This window comes from Enterobacter cloacae complex sp. 2022EL-00788 (assembly GCF_026627565.1).
Classification (GTDB): Bacteria; Pseudomonadota; Gammaproteobacteria; order Enterobacterales; family Enterobacteriaceae; genus Enterobacter; species Enterobacter pasteurii.
On sequence record NZ_JAPNMC010000014.1, the window covers coordinates 83626 to 105794 of the forward strand.

21 protein-coding genes and 1 pseudogene are annotated in these 22169 nt (G+C 54.7%); 3 read left to right on the forward strand and 19 right to left on the reverse strand.

Annotated features, from left to right (window positions below; all coding sequences use genetic code 11):
• Nucleotides 1-35: 35 nt before the first annotated feature.
• Complete coding sequence (mpaA, locus tag OWK27_RS19505) at nt 36-749, forward strand: murein tripeptide amidase MpaA (RefSeq protein ID WP_267591025.1); 714 nt, start codon at nt 36-38, stop codon at nt 747-749.
• Here the strand turns inward: mpaA and ycjG are convergent.
• Nucleotides 740-1705: an L-Ala-D/L-Glu epimerase gene (ycjG, locus tag OWK27_RS19510; RefSeq protein WP_267591026.1), complete on the reverse strand. Its 966-nt coding sequence runs from the start codon at nt 1703-1705 to the stop codon at nt 740-742. The two genes, mpaA and ycjG, sit on opposite strands and share 10 nt — an antisense overlap.
• Before the next feature lie 106 nt (nt 1706-1811).
• Here ycjG and tpx point away from each other — a divergent pair, with 106 nt between their 5' ends.
• Nucleotides 1812-2318 (forward strand): thiol peroxidase, encoded by a 507-nt coding sequence (gene tpx, locus OWK27_RS19515; RefSeq protein WP_176610182.1) that lies wholly within the window; start codon nt 1812-1814, stop codon nt 2316-2318.
• A 34-nt stretch (nt 2319-2352) separates the two neighbouring features.
• Here tpx and tyrR read toward each other — a convergent pair whose 3' ends face one another.
• The 3 genes from tyrR to OWK27_RS19530 all read right to left on the reverse strand — a co-directional run bounded on the left by tyrR (nt 2353) and on the right by OWK27_RS19530 (nt 6452).
• Nucleotides 2353-3894 (reverse strand): transcriptional regulator TyrR, encoded by a 1542-nt coding sequence (gene tyrR / locus OWK27_RS19520; protein WP_148419708.1) that lies wholly within the window; start codon nt 3892-3894, stop codon nt 2353-2355.
• 111 nt (nt 3895-4005) lie between these two features.
• A complete protein-coding gene (locus OWK27_RS19525; RefSeq protein ID WP_267591027.1) occupies nt 4006-5058 on the reverse strand; it encodes a YcjF family protein in 1053 nt (350 codons plus the stop codon).
• On the reverse strand, nt 5055-6452 hold the full coding sequence (locus OWK27_RS19530) for a YcjX family protein (protein ID WP_148419706.1): 1398 nt from the start codon (nt 6450-6452) through the stop codon (nt 5055-5057). Before OWK27_RS19530 ends, OWK27_RS19525 begins: the two co-directional genes overlap by 4 nt.
• A 155-nt stretch (nt 6453-6607) precedes the next feature.
• Here OWK27_RS19530 and OWK27_RS19535 point away from each other — a divergent pair, with 155 nt between their 5' ends.
• On the forward strand, nt 6608-7618 hold the full coding sequence (locus OWK27_RS19535; protein WP_176610181.1) for a LacI family DNA-binding transcriptional regulator: 1011 nt from the start codon (nt 6608-6610) through the stop codon (nt 7616-7618).
• Nucleotides 7619-7651: 33 nt separating this feature from the next.
• Here OWK27_RS19535 and OWK27_RS19540 read toward each other — a convergent pair whose 3' ends face one another.
• The 15 genes and pseudogenes from OWK27_RS19540 to pspA form a co-directional block, all read right to left on the reverse strand.
• Complete coding sequence (locus tag OWK27_RS19540; protein ID WP_176610180.1) at nt 7652-8566, reverse strand: OmpG family monomeric porin; 915 nt, start codon at nt 8564-8566, stop codon at nt 7652-7654.
• Nucleotides 8567-8631: 65 nt separating this feature from the next.
• The gene (locus tag OWK27_RS19545) at nt 8632-9714 is read right to left on the reverse strand and encodes an ABC transporter ATP-binding protein (RefSeq protein WP_176611208.1); all 1083 of its coding nucleotides are present in this window, start codon (nt 9712-9714) and stop codon (nt 8632-8634) included.
• 13 nt (nt 9715-9727) lie between these two features.
• Nucleotides 9728-10393 carry a beta-phosphoglucomutase gene (gene pgmB, locus OWK27_RS19550; RefSeq protein ID WP_193355279.1) on the reverse strand — a complete coding sequence of 222 codons (666 nt, stop codon included), beginning with the start codon at nt 10391-10393 and terminating at the stop codon, nt 9728-9730.
• Complete coding sequence (locus OWK27_RS19555) at nt 10383-12662, reverse strand: glycoside hydrolase family 65 protein (RefSeq protein WP_267591028.1); 2280 nt, start codon at nt 12660-12662, stop codon at nt 10383-10385. Before OWK27_RS19555 ends, pgmB begins: the two co-directional genes overlap by 11 nt.
• Nucleotides 12656-13714, reverse strand: a complete 1059-nt coding sequence (locus OWK27_RS19560) for a Gfo/Idh/MocA family protein (protein WP_267591029.1) — start codon at nt 13712-13714, stop codon at nt 12656-12658. The genes OWK27_RS19555 and OWK27_RS19560 overlap by 7 nt, the downstream gene beginning before the upstream one ends.
• A gap of 11 nt (nt 13715-13725) precedes the next feature.
• Nucleotides 13726-14514: pseudogene (locus tag OWK27_RS19565) on the reverse strand (sugar phosphate isomerase/epimerase family protein).
• A 17-nt stretch (nt 14515-14531) separates the two neighbouring features.
• Nucleotides 14532-15584, reverse strand: coding sequence for a zinc-dependent alcohol dehydrogenase (locus OWK27_RS19570; protein WP_267591030.1), 1053 nt, complete (start codon nt 15582-15584; stop codon nt 14532-14534).
• 28 nt (nt 15585-15612) lie between these two features.
• Nucleotides 15613-16455 carry a carbohydrate ABC transporter permease gene (locus tag OWK27_RS19575; RefSeq protein WP_120158286.1) on the reverse strand — a complete coding sequence of 281 codons (843 nt, stop codon included), beginning with the start codon at nt 16453-16455 and terminating at the stop codon, nt 15613-15615.
• Nucleotides 16442-17323: a carbohydrate ABC transporter permease gene (locus OWK27_RS19580; protein ID WP_193355284.1), complete on the reverse strand. Its 882-nt coding sequence runs from the start codon at nt 17321-17323 to the stop codon at nt 16442-16444. The genes OWK27_RS19575 and OWK27_RS19580 overlap by 14 nt, the downstream gene beginning before the upstream one ends.
• A gap of 21 nt (nt 17324-17344) precedes the next feature.
• Nucleotides 17345-18637, reverse strand: coding sequence for an ABC transporter substrate-binding protein (locus OWK27_RS19585; protein ID WP_148419696.1), 1293 nt, complete (start codon nt 18635-18637; stop codon nt 17345-17347).
• Nucleotides 18638-18650: 13 nt separating this feature from the next.
• Entirely contained in the window at nt 18651-20348 is a 1698-nt protein-coding gene (locus tag OWK27_RS19590; RefSeq protein ID WP_277932185.1) for a sugar phosphorylase, read from the reverse strand.
• Nucleotides 20349-20532: 184 nt separating this feature from the next.
• Nucleotides 20533-20757, reverse strand: coding sequence for a phage shock protein PspD (gene pspD, locus OWK27_RS19595; RefSeq protein ID WP_148419694.1), 225 nt, complete (start codon nt 20755-20757; stop codon nt 20533-20535).
• A gap of 12 nt (nt 20758-20769) precedes the next feature.
• A complete protein-coding gene (pspC, locus tag OWK27_RS19600; RefSeq protein WP_148419693.1) occupies nt 20770-21129 on the reverse strand; it encodes an envelope stress response membrane protein PspC in 360 nt (119 codons plus the stop codon).
• The gene (gene pspB / locus OWK27_RS19605; protein WP_148419692.1) at nt 21129-21353 is read right to left on the reverse strand and encodes an envelope stress response membrane protein PspB; all 225 of its coding nucleotides are present in this window, start codon (nt 21351-21353) and stop codon (nt 21129-21131) included. Before pspB ends, pspC begins: the two co-directional genes overlap by 1 nt.
• A 49-nt stretch (nt 21354-21402) precedes the next feature.
• Entirely contained in the window at nt 21403-22071 is a 669-nt protein-coding gene (gene pspA, locus OWK27_RS19610; protein ID WP_267591031.1) for a phage shock protein PspA, read from the reverse strand.
• Nucleotides 22072-22169: the final 98 nt, after the last annotated feature.

Consider the following 22169-nt stretch of genomic DNA (forward strand, 5'->3'; position numbering starts at 1 on the left):
CACTGCCAGAAGCGATTTCATCATCAGGGTTTACTATGGCAACCACCCGACCACGAACGGAACGCGGCGCCTTTCCGCCCGGTACTGAACATTATGGCCGCTCCTTTTTAGGCGCTCCATTAATCTGGTTTCCCGCTCCCGAGGCCGATCGCAACAGCGGCTTGATTATTGCGGGGACGCATGGCGACGAAAATTCGTCCATCGTGACGCTCTCCTGCGCGCTGCGTACGCTGGCTCCCGACTTGCGGCGTCATCATGTGATTTTGACCGTTAATCCGGACGGCTGTCAGCTTGGGCTACGGGCGAATGCGCGGGGGGTTGACCTTAACAGGAACTTCCCGGCGGCAAACTGGCGCGCCGGTGAAACGGTGTACCGCTGGAACAGTTCGGCGCAGGAGCGAGATGTGGTCCTGCTTACGGGCGACAAGCCCGGCTCCGAACCCGAGACTCAGGCGTTATGCCAGCTTATTCATAAGATCCACCCGGCCTGGGTTGTCTCTTTCCACGATCCGCTCGCCTGTATTGAAGATCCTCGCCATACGGCGCTCGGGCAGTGGCTCGCAGATGCGTTTGTCCTTCCTCTGGTGACCAGCGTCGGCTATGAAACTCCCGGATCGTTTGGCAGCTGGTGCGCCGACCTCGGCCTGCACTGTATCACCGCAGAGTTTCCGCCCATCTCCTCGGACGAAGCGAGCGAAAAATACCTGCGGGCAATGACGGATCTCCTGCGCTGGCAGCCTCAGAGGTGAAGCACGCCGGAGGTGAAATTCAGGGCGGGTGATACATCAACCGCGAGCCAGGTTGGGCCATCCAGATCGGCAAAACGCACGCTGTTCGCCAGCGGGAGCGCTGCGCCAATCGCCCTGGACGTGCAGAGCATACAGCCCAGCATTAAGGTAAATCCTTGCGCCTGCGCGTCCTTTGCCAGAGCAAGAGCTTCGGTTAATCCACCGGTTTTATCGAGCTTAATGTTCACCATCTCGTAGCGGCCCTTCAGGGCCGACAGGCTTTCGCGAGTATGGCAACTCTCATCAGCACATACCGGAAGCGGATGAATGAAATTTGCCAGCGCGGCATCATCTTCCGCGGGTAAAGGCTGCTCAAGCATCGCAACGCCCAGGTCGGCCAGCAGCTGACAGCGCGCTGCCAGCCCTTCGCTGTGCCATGATTCGTTCGCGTCGACGATCAGGGTTGCCTCAGGCACCGCGGCGCGAATGGCGACCATGCGTTCGCTTATCATACGGTCGTCGAGCTTTACTTTTAACAACGTCGCGCCCGTGGCATACAGCGCCTGGGCGCTGGCCGCCATTTGCTCCGGTTCACCTATAACTACCGTTTGCGCGGTGACGATCGAGTCTGGAAGCGTAACGTTAAGAAGTGAAGGCAGCATTTTGCCCTGTTTCGCCGCCTCAAGGCTCCAGAGAGCACAGTCGATAGCATTGCGGGCTGCGCCAGCCGGTAAGCGCTGCTGGAGCGCTTCACGCGTAAGGCCGGTCTGAAGATCGGGCACAACCGTCATTATCTGCGCCATCACCGACGCCAGGCTTTCACCGTAGCGTGGATAGGGCGTACATTCCCCGACGCCCTTCACGCCGTCCTCTTCACATTCAACCACCACCACACGGGCCTCATTACGGCTGCCGCGCGAGATCACAAATGGGGTATGCAGTGGCCAGGCTTCTTCATAGACCTTAACGCTTCTCATCACTGACTCCTTGCAGGCCGGTAAGGCGTAAAATTGGTTTGCCGTGCTAACTGCGGATGACATACACTAGCCACGACGTTAACTATTTGTAAACAGGAAGATATCCATGTCACAACTCGTTCATTTCCAGGGCAACCCGGTTGCTGTTGCAGGTTCCATTCCACAGTCCGGCAGCAAAGCACAGCCTTTCACTCTGGTTGCTAAAGATCTGTCTGACGTCACGTTGAGCCAGTTTGCCGGCAAACGCAAAGTCCTGAACATTTTCCCAAGCATCGACACCGGCGTCTGCGCCGCGTCCGTGCGTAAATTCAACCAGCTGGCGACCGAAATGGACAACACCGTGGTGCTGTGCATTTCTGCTGACCTGCCGTTTGCCCAGTCCCGCTTCTGCGGCGCTGAAGGCCTGAGCAACGTCATCACCCTTTCCACCCTGCGCAGCCCGGATTTCCTGGAGAAGTACGGTGTTGGCATTTCCGAAGGTGCGCTGAAAGGCCTGGCCGCGCGCGCGGTGCTGGTCATTGATGAAAACGACAACGTTGTTTTCAGCCAGCTGGTAAATGAAATCACCACCGAACCGGATTACACCGCGGCACTCGACGCCCTGAAAGCGTAATCGTAAAAAAGCCTCTGCAAAGAGGCTTTTTTATTTATTCTTCACCCTTCTTCTGACTCAATCCGTACTCGCGCAGCTTATTGGCAATCGCGGTATGCGACACCCCAAGGCGCTTAGCCAGCTTGCGGGTGCTCGGATAGCTACGATAAAGCTGCGTCAATACCGAGCGCTCGAAACGGCTGGTGATATCGTCCAGCGAGCCTTCCATTGCCTCTTCGCCCACCGATACCGTTCCGGCATCGTAATCCGGCAATAAAATATCCTGCGGTCGCAGTTCATATCCTTCCAGCTGGGTCAACGCACGGTAGACCGCGTTTTTCAGCTGACGAATATTGCCCGGCCAGCCGTAGCGGGTCAGTACGGTGCCCAAATCGGCGGAGAGCTTCGGACGCGGAACGCCCTGCTCATCGGCAAAACGGGCCACGAACAGCTCCGTCAACGGCATGATGTCCTGCGGGCAATCGCGCAGCGGCGGAATATTAAGGGTCAGAACGTTCAGGCGATAGTATAGGTCTTCCCGGAAGACGCCCTTCTGAACCAGCTCCACCAGGTTTTTCTGGGTGGCGCATATCACGCGCACGTCAACGTGCACTTCATGATCTTCCCCTACGCGGCGGAAGGTGCCGTCATTCAGAAAACGCAGCAGCTTCGCCTGCATGCGTGGAGACATTTCGCCAATCTCGTCCAGCAGCACCGAGCCGCCGTTAGCCTGTTCAAAAAAGCCTTTTTTACCTTCCGGCGCATGGCCGAACAGTTCGCTTTCAACCGCGTCTTCCGGGATAGAAGCGCAGTTAAGCGCCAGATAGGGTTTCGCCGCACGCGGGCTGGCCAGATGCACGGCATGCGCCAGCAGATCTTTTCCCGTACCGGTATCGCCGGTGATAAGCAGCGGTGCGGTCAGATTTGCCAGCTTGCGCGCCTGCTCAACCACGTGACGCATCTTCGGGCTTACCGCAATGATCTGGCTGAAGGCACCGACATCCTGGCTTGAAAGATTCTGCAACTGGCGGCCCATGCGCACGGTGGAGCGCAGCATGATCACGGCTCCGGTCAGCACGCGCGCGTCGTTTTCCCCTTTCAGGTAGACCGGCGTGATCTCCATCAGGAAATTCTGTCCGTTGATCGCCACGTGTTCGCTGTGGGTGTTTTGCGGGCTACTCTCCAGCCAGCGCTGGAAATTAAAGCCAGGGATCAGCTGCGTGGCGTGGTGGCCGATGATTTTTTCCTGGCTCTGCGCAAACAGCTGGCAGCTGGCCTGGTTGACGCGCTCGACTTTATTTTTCAGATCGAGGGACAGGAACGGCTCCGGCATCGCTTCCAGCAGCGCGCTCAGGGCCAGGTGTTCACGCTCGGACGGCATCCATGGAATGGTGCGTACATCCGTAACGCCAGCGATACGGCGGATTTCCGCCATCAGGCTGCTAAAGGTATTAAATTCAATTTCGGCAAAATTGAGGTAAATTCGCCCGACAGGGTCGATCTCAATGCCACGTAAATCAATGCTACGTAAAACAAGAAGATCGAGTAACTCGCGGGTCAGACCGAGACGGTCCTCACAAAAGACTTCCAGACGCATGGGAAATTCACCGTTTAAGCCATTAACAGTAAAATGATATGTCAGATCGCGGTGTTCGGGAAGGTGGCTGTCAACAAATATTGACAGCCAGCACGATTAGTAAACAAAACCTCACTGAGCAGGTTTTTTGTTAAGCGTATCCTTGAGCTGGCCAATCAGCTCGCGCCGGAAATCGCCTAACCGCGGCTTGTCGCCGTCAATCCAGGGTAAAGGACGACAAACCTCCATCGCTTTGATTCCCAGGCGTGCCGTCAGCAGACCGGCACCGATCCCCTGCGCCGCTCGCGCGGACAGACGTGCCGCGAGATCCTGCGACATCCAGTCCATTCCTACCTCGCGCACCAGTTCGCTGGCCCCGGCGAAGGCGATATTCAGCAATACCAGCTTGAACAGGCGCAGCCGGCTGTAATAGCCAAGCTCAATGCCATACAGTCTGGCGATGCGGTTGATCAGGCGCAGGTTGCGCCAGGCAATAAAGGCCATATCCACCATTGCCAGCGGGCTAACGGCAATCATCAGCGTGGATTCTGCGGCTGACCGGCTTATTTCACGCCGTGCCTGCGCATCCAGCACCGGCTGAACAATATGGGCATAGAGCGTGACCACTTCCCGATCGTTCTGCGTTTCGTGGATCGCCGCGTACCAGCGCTGAAGCGCCGGATGAGAATGATCTATTCCGGCCTGAGCCGCCAGCTTTTCACAAAAAGTACGCCCTTTGCCCGTGCCGTGGCTGTGAAGAAGATCCCGCGCTTCATCACGTTCGTGGGCACGCTGTCGCAAACGCCAGAGCCGTCGCCACTCGGTGACCACTGACCCAACGCCCGCACCAACGATCAGTGCCCCGGCTGCACAGCCGCCGAGTGCCACCCAGTCCTGCGTCTGCCAGGCATTGATGCCCCACTGTACGCCCTGCCCGATTACGCTCGCACCGAAAAGGACCAGCCCGGCGCTGACCATCCTGCGCCACAGGCTGCGTTTCGGGCGCAGCGCCGCGTCAACGACCGCTTCCGCCTGCCCCTCTTCAACCAGCGGCTCTTCTGCCAGCACCGGCGCAAAATTGTCGGCCTGCGGGCCGCTGAAGGTGTGCGCCGTTTTGAACGCCTCCTCCGGTGTCTGCTCAAGCTGGCCAGTAAAATCAATGCGTGGCTTTAACGGTTCCGTCATCGCAATTTATCTCCAATCAAAAACTCCAGCGCTGCATCCAGGCGGATGTGCGGCAGTGGCTGGTCAACGTTCATCACCTGTGGACGGAAGGCTTCAAACTGAAAACCCTGATTTTGCCAGAAGGCCTGGCCCGGCAGACGCGCCGGGACTTCCCCCGGATAGACCGTGAGCGGTTCACCATCGCTGAGGCGATTACCGCGTAATGCCGGGATTTTCTCGCCATTCACGTCGATCAGCCCACTCTGGGTGGCCTGTACGGACGCCAGCCCCAGACAATCCATACCGATCCCTTCGAAAGCCGCATTCTGCCAGGCATCCTGCACCAGCTGTTGCAGCAGGGAAACCATATTGGCGTGCTGATCGACCGTCACGTGATCGGCCTTTGTCGCGGCAAACAGCAGCTTGTCGATCACCGGAGAGAACAAGCGGCGAAACAGCGTTCGCTGGCCGTAATGAAAACTCTGCATCAGCTGCGTCAGCGCCAGTCGCATATCGTTGAACGCCTGCGGCCCGCTGTTGAGCGGTTGCAGGCAATCCACCAGCACTATCTGACGGTCAAAACGTAAAAAGTGATTTTTATAAAAACCTTTAACGACTTTTTCACAGTAGTAATTGTACCTGTCCCGGAGCATGCCGGCGTTGGTGGTTTTGTCCGCCTGCGCCAGCTTCACTTCACCAATGCCGTCAACGTCCGGCCACGGGAAAAACTGCAGCGCGGGGGCACCGGCTAAATCTCCCGGCAAAACAAACCGACCCGGCTGGATAAAATGCAGCCCCTCCTGCTTGCACTGGTGCAGGTAGTCCGTCCAGGCCTCGGCTATCGCTGCCAGACGGTTTTCATCCGCTGGCGCCAGCGGATCCAGCCCTTCGCAAAGTTGCCGCCATTTTGTCGACCAGTCCGCACGCTGCCCCTGCAACAGACCGGTCATCTGTCGGGACCAGCTCAGGTAGTCCTGCGCCAGCATGGGTAAATCGAGCAGCCATTCGCCAGGATAATCCACAATTTCAAGATAGAGCGTGGACGTCTCTTTAAAATGGCGCATCAGCGATTCGTTAGAGCGAAAACGAAGCGCAAGACGAATCTCGCTCACGCCACGCGTCGGCGTAGGCCAGGCGGGTGGCTGTCCGTACAGCTGCGCCAGCCCTTCATCATAGGTGAAGCGGGGGATGCCAAAATCACGCTGCGGCACACGTTTCACGCCCAACAGCCGCTCCTCGCGCACCGCGCTAAGCAGCGGCAGCCGTGCCCCGGCATGCAGGTTCAAAAGCTGATTGACCATTGCCGTAATAAATGCGGTCTTACCGCTGCGGCTCAGCCCCGTCACGGCCAGACGCAGATGCCGATCAACGCCACGGTTCACCAGAGAATTGAATTCGTTTTTAAGTCGCTTCATCGCCATCCTTCATTGCCTGGAAGCCGGAAAAGAGTCACTTCAGAATACAATAAATTGGGGCAGATCGTTGATTATCAATTCTTAATTATTGCTATTGCCGTTTTCTCTCCAGTAAGATGGGCGCCATTGCTGTCCGTCTGGAGTGAGTAAGGTGTATGTCACCCACGATCTATGATATTGCACGCGTTGCTGGCGTTTCGAAATCAACCGTGTCGCGCGTTCTGAATAAACAAACGAATATATCTCCCGAGGCGCGTGAAAAAGTGTTGAAGGCGATAGAAGAATTAAATTATCAACCTAATAAACTTGCCCGCGCGCTTACCTCTTCTGGCTTTGACGCCATTATGGTTATTTCGACCCGCTCAACCAAAACTACCGCAGGCAATCCTTTTTTCTCTGACGTACTGCATGCCATCACGGCAAAAGCGGAAGAAGAAGGTTTTGACGTCATTTTACAAACCTCAAGAAGCAGTGAAGACGATCTACAAAAGTGCGTGGGTAAAATAAAGCAGAAGATGATCAAAGGGATCGTCATGCTGAGCTCACCGGCTAACGAATCTTTTTTCGCCACGCTGGATGAATACGGTGTGCCGGTAGTCGTTATTGGTAAAGTGGAAGGTGATTATCAGAATATATACTCTGTCGATACGGACAATTTCCACGACAGCGCCATACTGACAGATTCTTTTATCAGGCATGGGCGAACGAAAATTGCCTGCCTGCATGCCCCGCTTGATTATCACGTTTCAATCGATCGTCTCGCGGGTTATAAATCCAGCCTTGAACAACAGGGATTTGCTATTAACCCGGACTGGGTTATTGATGGCGGATATACCCATGAAAGTGCACTTCAGGCGGCGTGTAAATTGCTCTCTTCTGGTAACCCGCCTGACGCGGTTTTTGCCACGGACAGCATGAAATTGCTGAGCCTCTATCGTGCCGCGGATGAGCTGAATCTGACGATCCCTGAACAGGTCGCCATAGCGGGATACAGCGACCCGATGCTGTCTCTCATTTTGACCCCTGCGCCCGGCGGTTTTGATATTCCGACGAGAAAGCTGGGTGAAGAGAGCTGCGACCTGCTGTTCAGGTGCATTGCGGGTAAAGCTGCGCCACATAAGGTACTGGTCGAAACGCATTTTTCAGATGCGGCTTCGCTGCGCTAAAAACCAGGGGCATTCGCCCCTGGTAACCGGTTATCAGAACGCGTAATTCACGCCGACACCCGCATAGTGGAAGCGATCGCTATCTCCTTCGTCGTGATTTTCCCATTCGTAGGCATATTCCAGCGTCATGGATACGCCATTTGCGAAGTCATAAGCATAGAGCAGCCCCAGGCGATTGAAGTCATGCCCTTCACGGGTTGGATCGTCCTGCCAGTCCCAGTTTGACCAGCGGTCAAGCCCAAGACGGGTATAAGGCGTCAGTGTCGTCTGACCTAATGAAACAGGCAGGTACGCGCGAATTTCCTGCGTGGAAAATTCACCGTTATTACGTGAACTGTCCATATTAAAACCACGCTCTAAATAGTAATTAACCTTTGCAGAGACGGTTTCATTTATTGTCCAGGTAAAGCCGGTTTCCGTTTCGACACGGCTGTCAGAATAGCCGGTTTTTCCCAGGTCATTTGCAAACTGATACATGGCAAACCAACCGCCAAAACGCCAGTCATCGGTTAATTTCAGGTCCCAGTCCGGCTGAATTTTGTAGCGCTGCATATTGGCACTACCGTCTTTTGCCCCGTGCTCATCTTTAAAATGATATCCATAATTGCGGAAACCACCCGTAAGACCCAGCGTAAAATCATCGGTGCCAATGAAGCGATACCGTAATTCAAATTCTGGACGGTCAAAATAGGTACCGCGCGTCATGCTGCTGTAATCAACCGGACCTTCCTGATACATGGCAAGTGAAATGGTCCACGCATCGTACGTGGCGTTAAACCACACGGAAGGTTCATATAATCCATCTTTATCGTCGCCCTGTCCTTCGACGTTTTCAATTTCATACATGGCACCAATATTAAACTCCCAGCGTTTTGCTGTTTCTGTTGCTTGCGCGCAGCTAACCCCTGCGCACAGAACGAGCGCAGCACTTCTTAGTAGAGTACTCATTAAAATATTCCTTTATAATTAACTAACAAAAAACCGGAAACTTTCATTTCCGGCGAACACCTTTCTTATCTAATAGCTAATTCAGTATCAGCATCGAAGAAATGGCATTTATTCATATCGAACTGGATGCCGATATTATCTCCCGCTATGTAGTCATTTGCCGCCCCTGCTCGGACAACCAGTTCATGCCCGCCCACGGTGGCATACAGCATAAACTCCGCCCCGGTCAGTTCGGCGACGCTGACTTTTGCCGTGATCTCTCCCCCGCTGCTCTGCGGGGTGAGAATGTCTTCCGGACGGATGCCAAAGACGACCGCCTTACGCTGGTAGCCCTGCGCATTCAGCTCAGCCAGCTTGTCTTCAGGGATCTCCAGACGCAGCGTTTCCGTCACGAAATAGCGATCGTCGATTGCACCGCGAATAAAATTCATCGCCGGTGAGCCGATGAACCCTGCCACAAACATATTTGCCGGCTCGTTGTACACCTGCTTCGGCGCACCTACCTGCTGAATGATGCCGTCTTTTAAGATCACGATACGGGTTGCCATCGTCATGGCTTCCGTCTGGTCGTGCGTCACGTAAATCATGGTGGTGTTAAGCTTCTGGTGCAGCTTGCTGATTTCGGCACGCATCTGCACACGAAGCTTGGCATCAAGGTTAGACAGCGGTTCGTCCATCAGGAATACCCCGGCTTCGCGTACGATAGCCCTGCCCAGCGCCACGCGCTGGCGCTGACCGCCGGACAAGGCGCCTGGTTTACGCTGGAGGTAGTCACGTAACCCGAGGATTTGTGCCGCCCAGCTGACGCGTTCTTCAATGACGGATGGCGCGATTTTTTGCATTTTCAGGCCAAACGCCATGTTGTCGTAGACCGTCATATGCGGATAAAGCGCGTAGTTCTGAAAAACCATGGCGATATCGCGGGACTTGGCAGGCACATCGTTCATGCATACCCCGTCAACGATCAGTTCACCCGCGCTGATCTCCTCAAGTCCGGCAATCATGCGCAACGTCGTGGATTTACCGCAGCCCGACGGACCGACAAAGACTATAAATTCTTTGTCTTCAATTTCGAGGTTGAAATCCTTTACCACGTGAACCTGGTTATCATAGATTTTCTGAATGTGTTTCAGAGACAGTTGAGCCATCATTAATTCCTTATCAATGCGCCCGGGATGCCCAGAACGCCGTCAGGCATTTCCAGGTCAGTTCCCGCGTTGAATGAAGTTGTAATCCCGCATGGTTCAGGCCAGGCCCAATCCCGACCGACAGCATTCCTGCGGCGTTGATTGCCTCAACGCCTGCTGCGGCATCTTCGATACCGATAGCCTCTTCAGGACGTACGTTCAGCCCTGCACAGGCCGCGAGGAAGATCTCCGGATCCGGCTTTGAACGGCGGATCCGCGAGGCATCCGCGCAAAAATCGAACGCCTGATGAATGCCCAGCGCATGTAAGATCCCCGGGGCGTTGAGCGATACTGACGCCAGCCCAATTTTGACCTTCGCCGCACGGATATCCGCCAGCACGTCGCGTATACCCGGCAGCAGCGAATCCTGCGTCAGCGATGACAGCGACTGGACATAGAGCGCGTTTTTCTTTGCCGCAAGAGCCTCACGCTGCTCATCGCTGAACATCCCCGCTTTCCCCCCATGCTTCAGGATGCGCTGGAGGGAATCCATACGGCTAATCCCCTTCAGCTGTTCGTTAAACACCTCGTCGAAGGTGATGCCGATCTCCTGCGCTACGGCACGCCAGGCAAGAAAGTGAAGGTGTGCGGTATCGGTAATCACACCGTCCAAATCAAATACAACAGCGTTAAGCGTCATGGCGCCCCTCCGTGGTAGCGGTCCCATTAACGGATGCAAGAAAGTCCTTATAAGCGCAGACCTTCCGTCCCGTTATATCCAGCGTTTTGCCCCACAGGGTCAACCTGACAGGTGCAGTAGTTTCGATAGTTAACCGGCCATCTTCACAGGTGAAATGCACTGTGGCGTCCCGCCACCGCAGCGGGAAGGCAAGCCTGCTCCAGCGAGCGGGCAGCGTCGGCGCAAGGTGCAACTCCCCTTCGATGATTTGCAGGCCAGCAAACCCCTGAATGGCACCGGACCAGATCGCACCGGTAGCCGCGGCATGAATACCGTCATCGCTGCTGTGCGGATCGTCACCCAAATCGATAGCGATACCGTCGCGCCAGAAGGCGTACGCTCCTTCGGTGTCACCGCAGCGCGCGAGAACAATCCCGTGGATGGCTTTGCTCAGCGACGAATCATGGATGGTGCGTGGCTCATAGAAGGCCAGATTGGCGGCACATTGTTCCGGCGTAAACCGCTCCGGCAGCAGGTAGTTAAGCATCACAACATCGGCCTGCTTTAGGATCTGCATCTCATTGACTTCCGCGCGGGAGTAATCGAGCAGGATGGTCTGTTTACCCGCATTCGCTTTATAGCGGGTCAGGTCAATCGCCGGTTTTGCCATAAAGGTGTCATCCTGTGGGATAACCCCGTCTGCATTAGCCTCAGGCAGCCACAGGCGCGCCAGGAACCGTGCGGCATTGTCCGTGAATCGCGCATCTTCCCGCCCAAACATCGACATAAACTGGCGCGCGCAGGCTACGTTGTGCCAGGCCAGATAGTTGGTGTAGGCGTTGTTGTTGACATGCTCGGTATATTCGTCAGGGCCGATCACGTCATGGATCTCAAGGCGACCATTCGTTTCCGTCGCGCGCCCCATCCAGAAGGAAGCGGTTTCCATCAGCAGCGTCAGGCCTTCATTACGCATAAAGGCATCATCGTGCGTCGCCTGCCAGTAAGCGACGACGGCCCAGGCAATATCCGCCACGATATGGTGTTCAGCGAGCGCGGAAGCGACCTTCTGGCGTACCCCGGTGCGGATGTTGATTGCGGCAAACTCAGGCGTCTCCTCTTGTCCGCTGGCGGCGCTTTCCCACGGGTACAACGCCCCCGGCCAACCGTTACGGCGGGCTTTTTCACGGGCGCCTGAAAGGTTAAGCCAGCGATAGCGCAGCAGGTTGCGGGCAATCTGCGGGCGCGTAAACAGATGAAAAGGCAGCAGGAAAATCTCGGTATCCCAGAATACGTGCCCTTTGTACCCCTCGCCCGTCAGCCCTTTTGCGCCGATGCTGCTTCGTTCGCTGTGGGCTGGCGTCATTGTCGTCAGATGCCAGACGGCGTAATCCAGCGCCATCTGATCCTGATGTTCAGACGACTCAACCTCAACGCGACAGTCGAGCCAGACCCTTTCCCAGGCGCTGACGGAACGCTTTAGCAACGCTGCGTAACCCCTTTCTGCACACGCCTTTAACTCAGCCAGCGAATGGCGGGCAAACGAATCTTGCGAAAGGGCTTTATCACTCCGGTGGGTAACCCAGACCAGCTTTTCAAAAGTTACGGTGTCACCTTTATTAACGGTCAGCGCGTGGTGCGCCATGACGCGTCGATTTTTGGCGGTAAAGCAGCTGTCGCTATTTTTAGACAGTCGGCAGCAGGCCGAAATCACCACGTCAGAAACGCGATCCTGCGTTTCATACATGCCCTGCATATAGTGCTCATCGAAAACTCTGACGGATATTTCATCCAGATGCTGCTTCCCGCTGTTGGTTTGGGTCGCGTCGATTCCGGTTTTCAGAACAACGCGAGAATCCGCATCAACTGGCGTGATGGAAAGCTGCATGGCGACCAGCGGCAGCTGGTCCAGCGAGACAAAGCGACGGCTTTCCAGGCGATAGCGTTTTCCCTCCGGCGAGCACCAGAGAACGCTGCGGCGCAGTTCCCCGCTGGCGAAGGCCAGTTCACGGTGCCAGTCAAGGATTTCGCCGGACAGCAGCGTAAAATTGATGCCGTCCAGTTCAATATCGATGCCTGTAATATCGGGCAGATTGACCAGCTCGTTCGTTTCATTGCGCCCCGCACGATGGTACAGGCCCGCCAGATACATGCCTCTGGTCTGCTGGGTGTAATCTTCTTCATGCGTGGCGCGAACGCCCATATAGCCGTTACCGCAGGCCATTATGGACGCGTACTTATTCAGGCTATGCGGGCAAAAGCCCGGGTCGGTTAATACAGACTGGATCAGCATAACGTCACGCTTTCCCCTGTTTCCGCCGCTTTATATAACGCTGCGACTAACTGCTGGATCACCAGCCCCTGTTCCGCATCGGCGATCATAACCGGCTCGCCCATCACGTGGCGCACGAAAGCATCCATACTGCGCAGATGACGCCGATCGTCTGCTTCTTCACGCTGCGTTAGCGTCTGCAAAACACCGGCTTCGTCGTTGTAAATGTGTGCCGGGAACAGCGTTGCGCCTGCCTTATCACCACAGAATGAGATATTCATGATGGACTGCTCGCGAATATTAAGCGCGAAGGAGGTATCCAGACGCAGAACGCTGCCATTGCTGAACTCAATTGTCCCGAAAAGCGCATCTTCGACGGTGAACTGCGCGGGATCCCACTCACCGAACTGGCCGCTGTGTTTCTGGTTCCCTAGCTTCTGAAAGCTGTGCGCGGTTACCCGCTTCACGCTCGGGAAACCCAGCACGTACATTGCGGCATCCAGCATATGAATGCCGATATCGATCAGTGGCCCACCGCCCTGCAACGCTTTATTCGTAAAAACGCCCCATCCCGGTACGCCGCAGCGACGCAGCGCCTGCGCGGAGGTGAAATAAACTTCGCCCAGCGTGCCGTTAATGACCGCATTACGCAGCAGCTGGGTATCCAGGGCAAAGCGATGGTGAAAATCATATGCCAGCACTTTGCCCGCCTTGCGCGCGGCGATGCGCATCTGGTCGGCCTGCTGCGGCGTCATCGCCGGCGGCTTTTCACACATCACATGGCAGCCAGCCTCGAGGGCCGCCATCACATGTTCGAAATGGAATCGGTTAGGCGAACAGACGCTCACCACATCCGGTTTTACAACCTGCAGCATCTCGTGCGCGTCATGCCATGCCGATGGAATAGCATAATAGTCCGCGAACGCCTGTGCCTGCTCGAGGCGGCTGTCCATGACAGCCACCATCTGAACATCACTGCGCGAGGCGTAATACGAGGCATGCACTTTGTCCGCGACCTGGCCGGCACCAATAATGGCGACGCGCAGAGGCGAAGGTGTAGAAGCACTCATCACGCTTGTCATCCTTAGCATTCACGCAAATAGGTGAGTGAATCCTGATAAGCCTGAGCCGGATCGTCGGCACGAACGCGGCACTCGTACACCACATATCCCTGATAGTTATCGGCACGCAGCCGATCGAACAGGCTGGCAAAATCGAGGCTGCCGCTGCCCGGCTGATAGCGATGATTATCCGCAATGTGTACATGACCCAGCAGATCGCGGTTGTTGTGCAGGGCATCGGTCAGCGAGTCTTCTTCAATGTTCATATGATAGAAATCGCCGATGATCTGCACGTGCTTCAGGTCGTTTTCTTCAATATAACGACGCGCGTCTGCCAGGGTGTTGATCATATGGTCCTGATAGCGGTTCAGCGGTTCAAGGTAGACGGTGGTACCGGTGCGCGCGGCTACTTCATCCAGCCAGCGCAGGGAGGCACTTACGGCTTTCCGGTCACCGTCGAGGCTGCGCGGAGAGGTCATCGGCGGCAGGCGGAAGGTAAACATCCCCCAGGCAGCAGGCACGATAATGCCCTTCCCGCCCACTTAGGCCAGTGCTTCCAGAATGCGTTCAATCTGTTGTAGCCCGTTGAGACGGCGTTCTTCGATAAAATCACCAATCCAGCCATCGTATCCGCCGCATGCCGTCGTAACCGGCAGGCCAGTGGCTTTGATAGCCGCTTTCACCTCATCGAGGTTTTCAACCAGCAGGCGGCCGTCAATTTCGTAGCCATCAAAACCCATCGCTTTGATGTACTCGAACTTTTCCAGGATATTGGTTGGGAAAAAGGCCTGGTTTTGTGTTGCGATTTTCATGGTTTGCTTTCCTTAGCTTAAAAAGTGACGCCCATTTTGATACTGAGTTCAGGATGCCGATCGACATACTTCATATAGCTTTCCGGGCTGGTGGTGAAGGTCACGACCGGATCGATCAGATCTTCACAATTGAGATAGCCGTTCATCAGCAGTTCCCAGCAGGTCTCTTCAATACGCTTGCGGCTCCAGCGTGGATAATCCGGGTTGGGTTCGCTACACGCGCGGGAAAACACAATTTTCGCGTTATTGAAGTGCGCCTCACGTCCAAGGTTGAAGCCGGCCGCAAACGGCTTGGCGAAAGCCACGTAGGAGATGGTTCCGCCGTAGGCGAGTCCGCGCAGCGCAGACTGTAACGCGTCCGCAAAACCGCTGGTTTCAACGATCACGTCCGCGCCCTGCTTGCCGGTCAGTTTCTTAATTTCCAGACCGACATCGGTACCGATTGGGTTCAGGCAATGGTCCGCACCGTGACGACGAGCGATTTCACAGCGGTGTTCGATAGGATCAACGCCGATGACCACTGACGCACCGGCTTTTTTCGCCAGTTGAATCGCGATCTGGCCAATCGCGCCCAGGCCGACCACCACAACGAAATCCCCTACGCGGACGTTGGCATCACGCACGCCGCTCATGGCGAACTGTGCCGGATCGTAGCAAACGGCGTTTTTCCAGGAGGCGCCCTGCGGCATTCTGCGCAGCTTATAGTTATTGACCGCATTAACGATGACCGTTTCCTGCAGCGGACCGTAGCAGCAGACGCTGTCGCCGATCTGGTATTCCGTGACCTCAGCACCACATTCGATAATGTCGCCGACGATCATGTTCCCCAGCTGGAACTTACCAAATTCGATACCGCGGGCTGCGCCCTCTTCACGTGGCGTAAACATCTGCCACTCGGCGTTGAATTCCTCATCGATAAACGGGCTTGCCGCGCGGAAATCCACCACTTCGGTACCGTGCTTCGGCGCGCCAAAACGGGCACGAATTTTTACTTCATGCGCTGCAACGGGACGATCTTCATATTCCACCAGCGCCGCTACACGAGGCGCTGTCGCAACTAACTTTTTCATGACTCACTCCTTGTTAAAATCGGCCGCCTCAGCCCTTCACGCCGCCGGCGGTCAAACCACTTTTAATGAAACGTTCAGACAGGGCATACATAATGACGACCGGAAGTGCCGTCACCAGCGATGCCGCCATCATCCGACCCCAGATGTAATCTGGCGTACTGAAGAGCGTGTTCAGCCCTACCGGCAGCGTGAAGTTGCTGGCGCTGGACAGGAAAATAGAGGCGAACAGATAGTCATTCCACGCCACCATAAAGCAGTAGACAAAGACCGACACGAGACCGGAGATCGCCAGCGGCACGGTGATGCGGAAGATGATTTGCAGGCGATTCAGGCCATCCATCATCGCGGCTTCTTCAATTTCGTCCGGGATGGTGTCGAAATAGCTGCGCAGCATAAATACCGCCGTCGGCAGCGTCTGGGTCACCATGGTGATGATTAGCGCCAGCTCGGTATCATAAATGCCGAGCGCGGTGATGATTTTGAACAGCGGCACCACCAGCAGGATCCCGGAGAACATATAAACGGTGTAAAAGCTGGCATTGATCGTTGTGCGCCCTTTAAAGCGCAGTTTGGACAACGCATAAGCGCCAAGCGTGCCGAGAAACACCGCAATGACCGATGAGGTCAGCGACACCACCATGCTGTTACGGAAGTAATCCACAAACGGGAATATAAGTGGGTTAAAAATGTCGACGTAATGCTGTAGCGTCCACTCCTGCGGCAGAATGGTCGGATGCAGCGATATCGCCTCTTTCGCGCTCTTGAACGATGTCATCAGCATGACGAAAAACGGAAACAGCGTAATAATCAGAAATACCGCCAGCCCCAGATAAAATCCGATACGGCCCAGAACGCGTTTATTTGTTGCCATTGAGGTTTACCCTTTTTCTGGTCAGCAGAATGACGGCGAAGATGATCACAAACAGCACAACGGAAATGGCGGCTGCTTTACCCAGGTCATTGAAGGCAAATGCTGTTTTGTAGAGATACACGCCCAGAATATCGACCTTGGTCGTCAGCAGATAAACATCCGCAAACATGTAAAACATCCAGATGGTTCTCAGCGTGACCACCGTTGCCAGCACCGGCATGATGGCGGGCAGCGTAACGATACGAAAACGCTGCCAGGCGTTGGCTCCGTCCATCTCTGCCGCTTCGTACAACGATTTATCAATCGTCTGAAGAATCGCCAGGAATGAGATAAAGGCATACGGGAAGTAGCGCCAGATGGCGAACAACACGACCAGCACAAAGCTGCTGCCCGGGTTGTCAAACCACAGCGGCGCCTGCTCATAAAGATGCAGCAGGTCAACGCCCAGATAGTTCACAATCCCGTAGCCGTTGTTGAACATGTATTTCCAGGCAAATACGAGCGATATAGACGGCGTCACGTAGGATAAAATCACCAGCGAACGCGCCGTTTTCCGCATACGGAATTCCCGGTTAAAGAAGATCGCCACGGCCAGCCCCAGCCCGGTGCTGCCGATCACCACCAGCGCCGTGTACCAGAACGTCATCCACAGGGAGTGCCAGAAGGCAGCGTCGCCGAGAATGCGGACATAGTTATCCAGGCCGACGAACGCCGCATCAATACGCGGGTTCAGCGGCAAACGTAAAAAACTGATTTCAATGTTGGAAATCATTGGCCAGGCCACCAGGCCCCCCAGCAGAATCAGGCTGGGGGCCAACAGCAGCATGGCGAAAGGCATATCTGAACGACCAGAAAACAACGTCTTCATAATTCCCTTCGCAAAGCGCTCCTATCGTTGTGATATCAGGTCAGTCAGTTTTTTCTGGCTGTTGCTTAAGGTCTCATCGAGATCTTTTTGCCCCACCGTCACGTTATGCACCATGGAGCTGATAATGCCGGAGCCGGTAACGTCGCCCATGCGGGTAAAGTTTTTGTCGCCCACGGCACCAAACACCTGCACGTTCGGGAACTGCGCAATCAGTTCGTAAGGCAACTGGCCAAAGGCTTTGATCACGTCGTTGTTTTTCCAGCTCTCCGTGCCGACAACCAGCTTATTCACCGGCAGCGCCGCGCCCGGTGACATCATCACCCAGTCAGAGGCGTTCTGCGCCTGCTCCATCCAGGTGACGAATTTCTCGGCCGCCTGCGTTTCCTCTTCGGTCTGGCCTGTGGTGATGGTCAACGATGTGACCATCCCGTAAACGGCGGAAGATTTTTCCGTCGGGACGACAAATCCCAGGTTGGCCGGGGTGCCATCTTTGTAAACGGCAGGCAGGATATAGGTGGAATAAACGGCCATAGGCGCGGAACCATTCATGAAAGCATCTTTGATCTCCATGACATCGTTCGAACCTGGCATGGTGGTTGCCGCCAGTGCCTTATAGAACGCCAGGGCTTTCGACATTTCAGGGGTATCGATGTCAACGTTGCCGTTTGCATCAAAGACGTTGCCGCCGCCTGACAGGGCAAACTGGGAGAAAGCCTGCTCGGTCATAACGCTTTCCGCGGTAGGAAGCGCGATACCGTAATGTTTTTTGGCCGGATCATTCAGCGCCTGGCTGGCCTTCAGCAGCTGTTCCCAGTTGTGCGGCTCCTCGATTCCCGCCGCCGCGAGGGCGTCTTTGTGATACCAGACGCCGGATAGCCACGCGCTAACAGGCACACCCGTCCATGCGCTGCCATCTTCGGTGCGAACAACGCGCAGGATACCGTCGTAGAAGGTCTCCTCGCCCACGGCTTTGATGGCCTGGCCAATCGCTTTACGATCCAGCAGTTGCTCTTTATCCATCACTTTGGCGTAGTCATGGCTGACCTCAATCACTTCCGGTAGCGCACCGGTACGGGCCAACGTAATAACCTTGGTGTTATAGGCATCTTCCTCAACGGGTACCTGCTTCACCGTAATAGAAGGGTTCTCTTTCTCGAATTTTTCGATCAGCTTCGTGATGACCGCCTGACGCTCCTGTTCTACCGACGAGTGCATGAACTCGATGGTGACCTGAGATGATTTGTCGTCCTTACAGCCCGATAACAGGGCGCACGAAACCAGTGCTGATAACAGCACAATTTTGGGCATTTTCATTTTAGGGTCCTTTTTAGTTTTCTTTAATCCACATTACCTGCCATGGATTGAGGGTCAGATCCGTACCGCTAATCTTATATTGAGATAATAATTCCATACCGGACAGCGCGGGTTCATTAACGGCCTGCATTTTATTACTAAAATTAAATAATGCTGTAATCCGTTCCCCGTTTTCAGCAACGCGAACAATTTTAAGAATTTGTTCACCCACCGCTTCAAAAATTGCCTGGCTATCAGGATGGAAAGCGCGCTCTCCGCGGCGAATCGCGATTAGGCTGGTTAAACGAGAATAGATTTGATGTCGAATACTATTCTTATTATTAAGCTCCCGATCAACCTCACCAGCGGCGTATTTCTTCCTGTTTATCGCGCGGTTATATCCGAGACGCTCAACGCCTTCGTAATCATTACGCGATCCAAGTATGCTTTGAATATAAACAGCCGGTACGCCAGGGAAACTTAACAACACCGCATGCGCCAGAATAAATCGTGTAATGCGCTCCTCATCGGAGCTGTCTTGCGCGCTTAGCGCATCAAGATAGGTGACATTGATTTCATAAGGGCTTCGCGTTCCGTCGGGGTTATTTTTCCAGTTGACCAGCGCCCCTTCCTGCTGAAGATTTTCAACCAGCGAGAGGATCTCTGATTCCGGCAAAATGCCGCGTAACGGATTCAGCCCGATACCATCATGAGAGGCCAGGAAGTTGAACCACGTGGTATGTGCTGAAGGCAGCGCCAGCGAACCCGCCCACTGGCAGAGGGCTTTTACATCCTGACGATGAACGGCATGCAGCACCAGCGGTGGTAATGAGAATTGGTAAACCATCTGGGCTTCATTTTCACCATCACCAAAGTACGAAATATTGTCTTTGTGCGGAACATTCGTCTCGGTGATGATCACCGTTCCCGGTGCCACGGCGTCGGTAATGGCGCGGAACAGCTGGATAAGGCAATGGGTTTGTTCCAGATGAATGCAGCTCGTTCCCGGGATTTTCCACATAAACCCGACCGCGTCCAGACGGATATAGCGCGCCCCTTCCTCAAGATAATGGAGCAGGACATCGACCATCGCAATCAGCACCTGCGGTGAGGCGAAATTGAGATCGATTTGGTCATCGCTGAAGGTTGTCCACAGGTGACGTACGCTTCCGTCATGAAGGGTAAACGGCGTCAGCAGCGGTAACGCGCGCGGACGGGTCACGGCGGATAAATCGGTATCGGGGTCGACAGAAATAAAGAAATCTTCAAAGCCTGGCTTCTGCGCCAGATAATTAGCAAACCATTCGCTTTTAGCTGACATATGGTTGCAAACGAAGTCAAACATTAAGCTGGCTGACTGTTTTAGCTCCGCAACATCTCGCCAGGTTCCGGTTTCAGGCGCGACGCAGTGATAATCAATGACGGAAAATCCGTCATCTGAGGACCACGGATAAAAAGGCAAGAGATGGACATGGGAAAAAGTACGAGAAAGCCATTCATTATAGAAACGGGTAAATATCGGCAGCGCTTTCTCCCCTTTCGCGGAGAACTGATCGGCATAGGTAATCAGGACGACATCTTTTTCATCCCAGCCGGATTTACGCTTTTCCGTAATATTAACAGCCGCTTGTTCAAGCTTAGTTAATAGCACGTCAAGGTGTGCATCAGAAAATGATTCACCGTAAATATGATTGATAAGATTTTTAATTTTTGCGTTCACATTATTTTCCATGGTAGCGGTCCCACGGAGTGGCAATCTACTCCCATGAAAAATATCTGTCAACGGACCTGGGGACGGAAAAAGAGATTCTTAAAGCAACTCAACGCAGTAATGTGAGCTGCCGCAAAGAAAGAAAAAAAGCCGAGGGGAGTTTCGCGCCCTCTCTCTGCGAGAAAGGGCTTATTCGGAAGGATAATTAGCGTGAGAGGTAACGACGGGAAACGCGTTTAGCGAGTTTCTTTAACAGGGGTTCGAGCGCGACCGCCAGCACCATTCTGACCGGTTTACGGGCAACAGACTTGATCGCCCAGCCCGCCACGCCTGCCGGGCCATAACGTAGCGCCGTCATCAGAACCAGTTTACCTGCGATTTTCAGGCCGGGTTTTACCTTCTGACCGGCCTGTTGCCAGTGTTGTTTCATGTAGAGTCTCTCTTAAAGCTGACGAAAACGGCTTCTCAGCGTAAAGGTGTCGGAGGTGACATAACGTTCCATCTCGCGCAACCGCTTCTCCCCTGCACTCAGCTGTTCATCCACCGCATTGAGGAGATCGCTGCTGGTTGGCATGCCCTCAGCATCCAGTTCGCCTTCCGGCATGGGGTCGAGCACAAACGACAGAATGATATATGCCACCAGGGTGATAAACGCCAGGCCGAAGAAAATCGACAGCACGGTGACCACGCGCACCAGCTTTACCGGGACGTCCAGATAGTGGGCCAGCCCGGCGCATACGCCCCGCACCATGCCCTTTTGCGGGATACGCCACAGTTTTTTATTCAGATTCAGTCCAGCCATTAACGGTCCCTCCAGTTTGGGTGTTCCGCATCCAGGATAGCTTCCAGCGCCTGAATACGTTCGCGCATTTTATTCGCCTCCGCAGAGAGCTGCGCCAGCCGCTGCTGTTCACTTTGCGACAGCTCCCCGCGTGCAGAGCGGTTGCTGTAGTGCAGCCATAGCCAGATGGGCAGAACAAACAGCACGAAAATTGTCAGGGGTATAGCCAGAAAAAGCGCGCTCATGTGTACTCCTTGTCTTACGATGCGGCACGCTCAGGTGCCGCAGAAATTATTACTGGTTGTCTTGCTTCATTTTGGCCTTCAGCGCAGCCAGCTGCTCGCTAATTTCATCGTCGGCTTTCAGGTCAGCAAACTGCTGATCCAGGGTTTTCTGCTTACCGATGCTGTGGCTTTCCGCTTCCGCTTCCATGTGGTCGATACGGCGTTCAAACGATTCAAAACGCGCCATCGCTTCGTCCAGCTTACCGCTGTCCAGCTGACGACGCACGTCGCGGGACGAGCTGGCCGCCTGATGGCGCAGCGCCAGCGCCTGTTGACGCGCGCGGGTCTCGCTCAGCTTGTTTTCAAGCTCGCCAATCTCTTTCTTCATACGCGCCAGCGTATCATCCACCAGCGTCACTTCATGTTCCAGCGTGGCAACCATGTCGGTCAGCTTCTGCTTCTCAATCAGCGCAGCGCGCGCCAGATCTTCTTTATCTTTACGCAGCGCCAGTTCGGCTTTTTCCTGCCACTCGCTGAGCTGAGTGGTCGCCTGCTCGATACGACGCGTTAACTGCTTTTTCTCAGCCAGCGCGCGAGCGGAGGTGGAACGCACTTCAACCAGCGTGTCCTCCATCTCCTGAATCATCAGGCGCACCAGCTTCTGCGGATCTTCCGCTTTTTCCAGCAGCGAGTTAATGTTGGCGTTCACGATGTCGGCAAAACGAGAAAAAATACCCATAATTCAATCCTCATAGTTCTGTTATCGGGCGATGCCCTGCTGAATAGTTAATACAAATCCCATGCCAACTTTTTATCTTATTGATTTCATTCAATGTG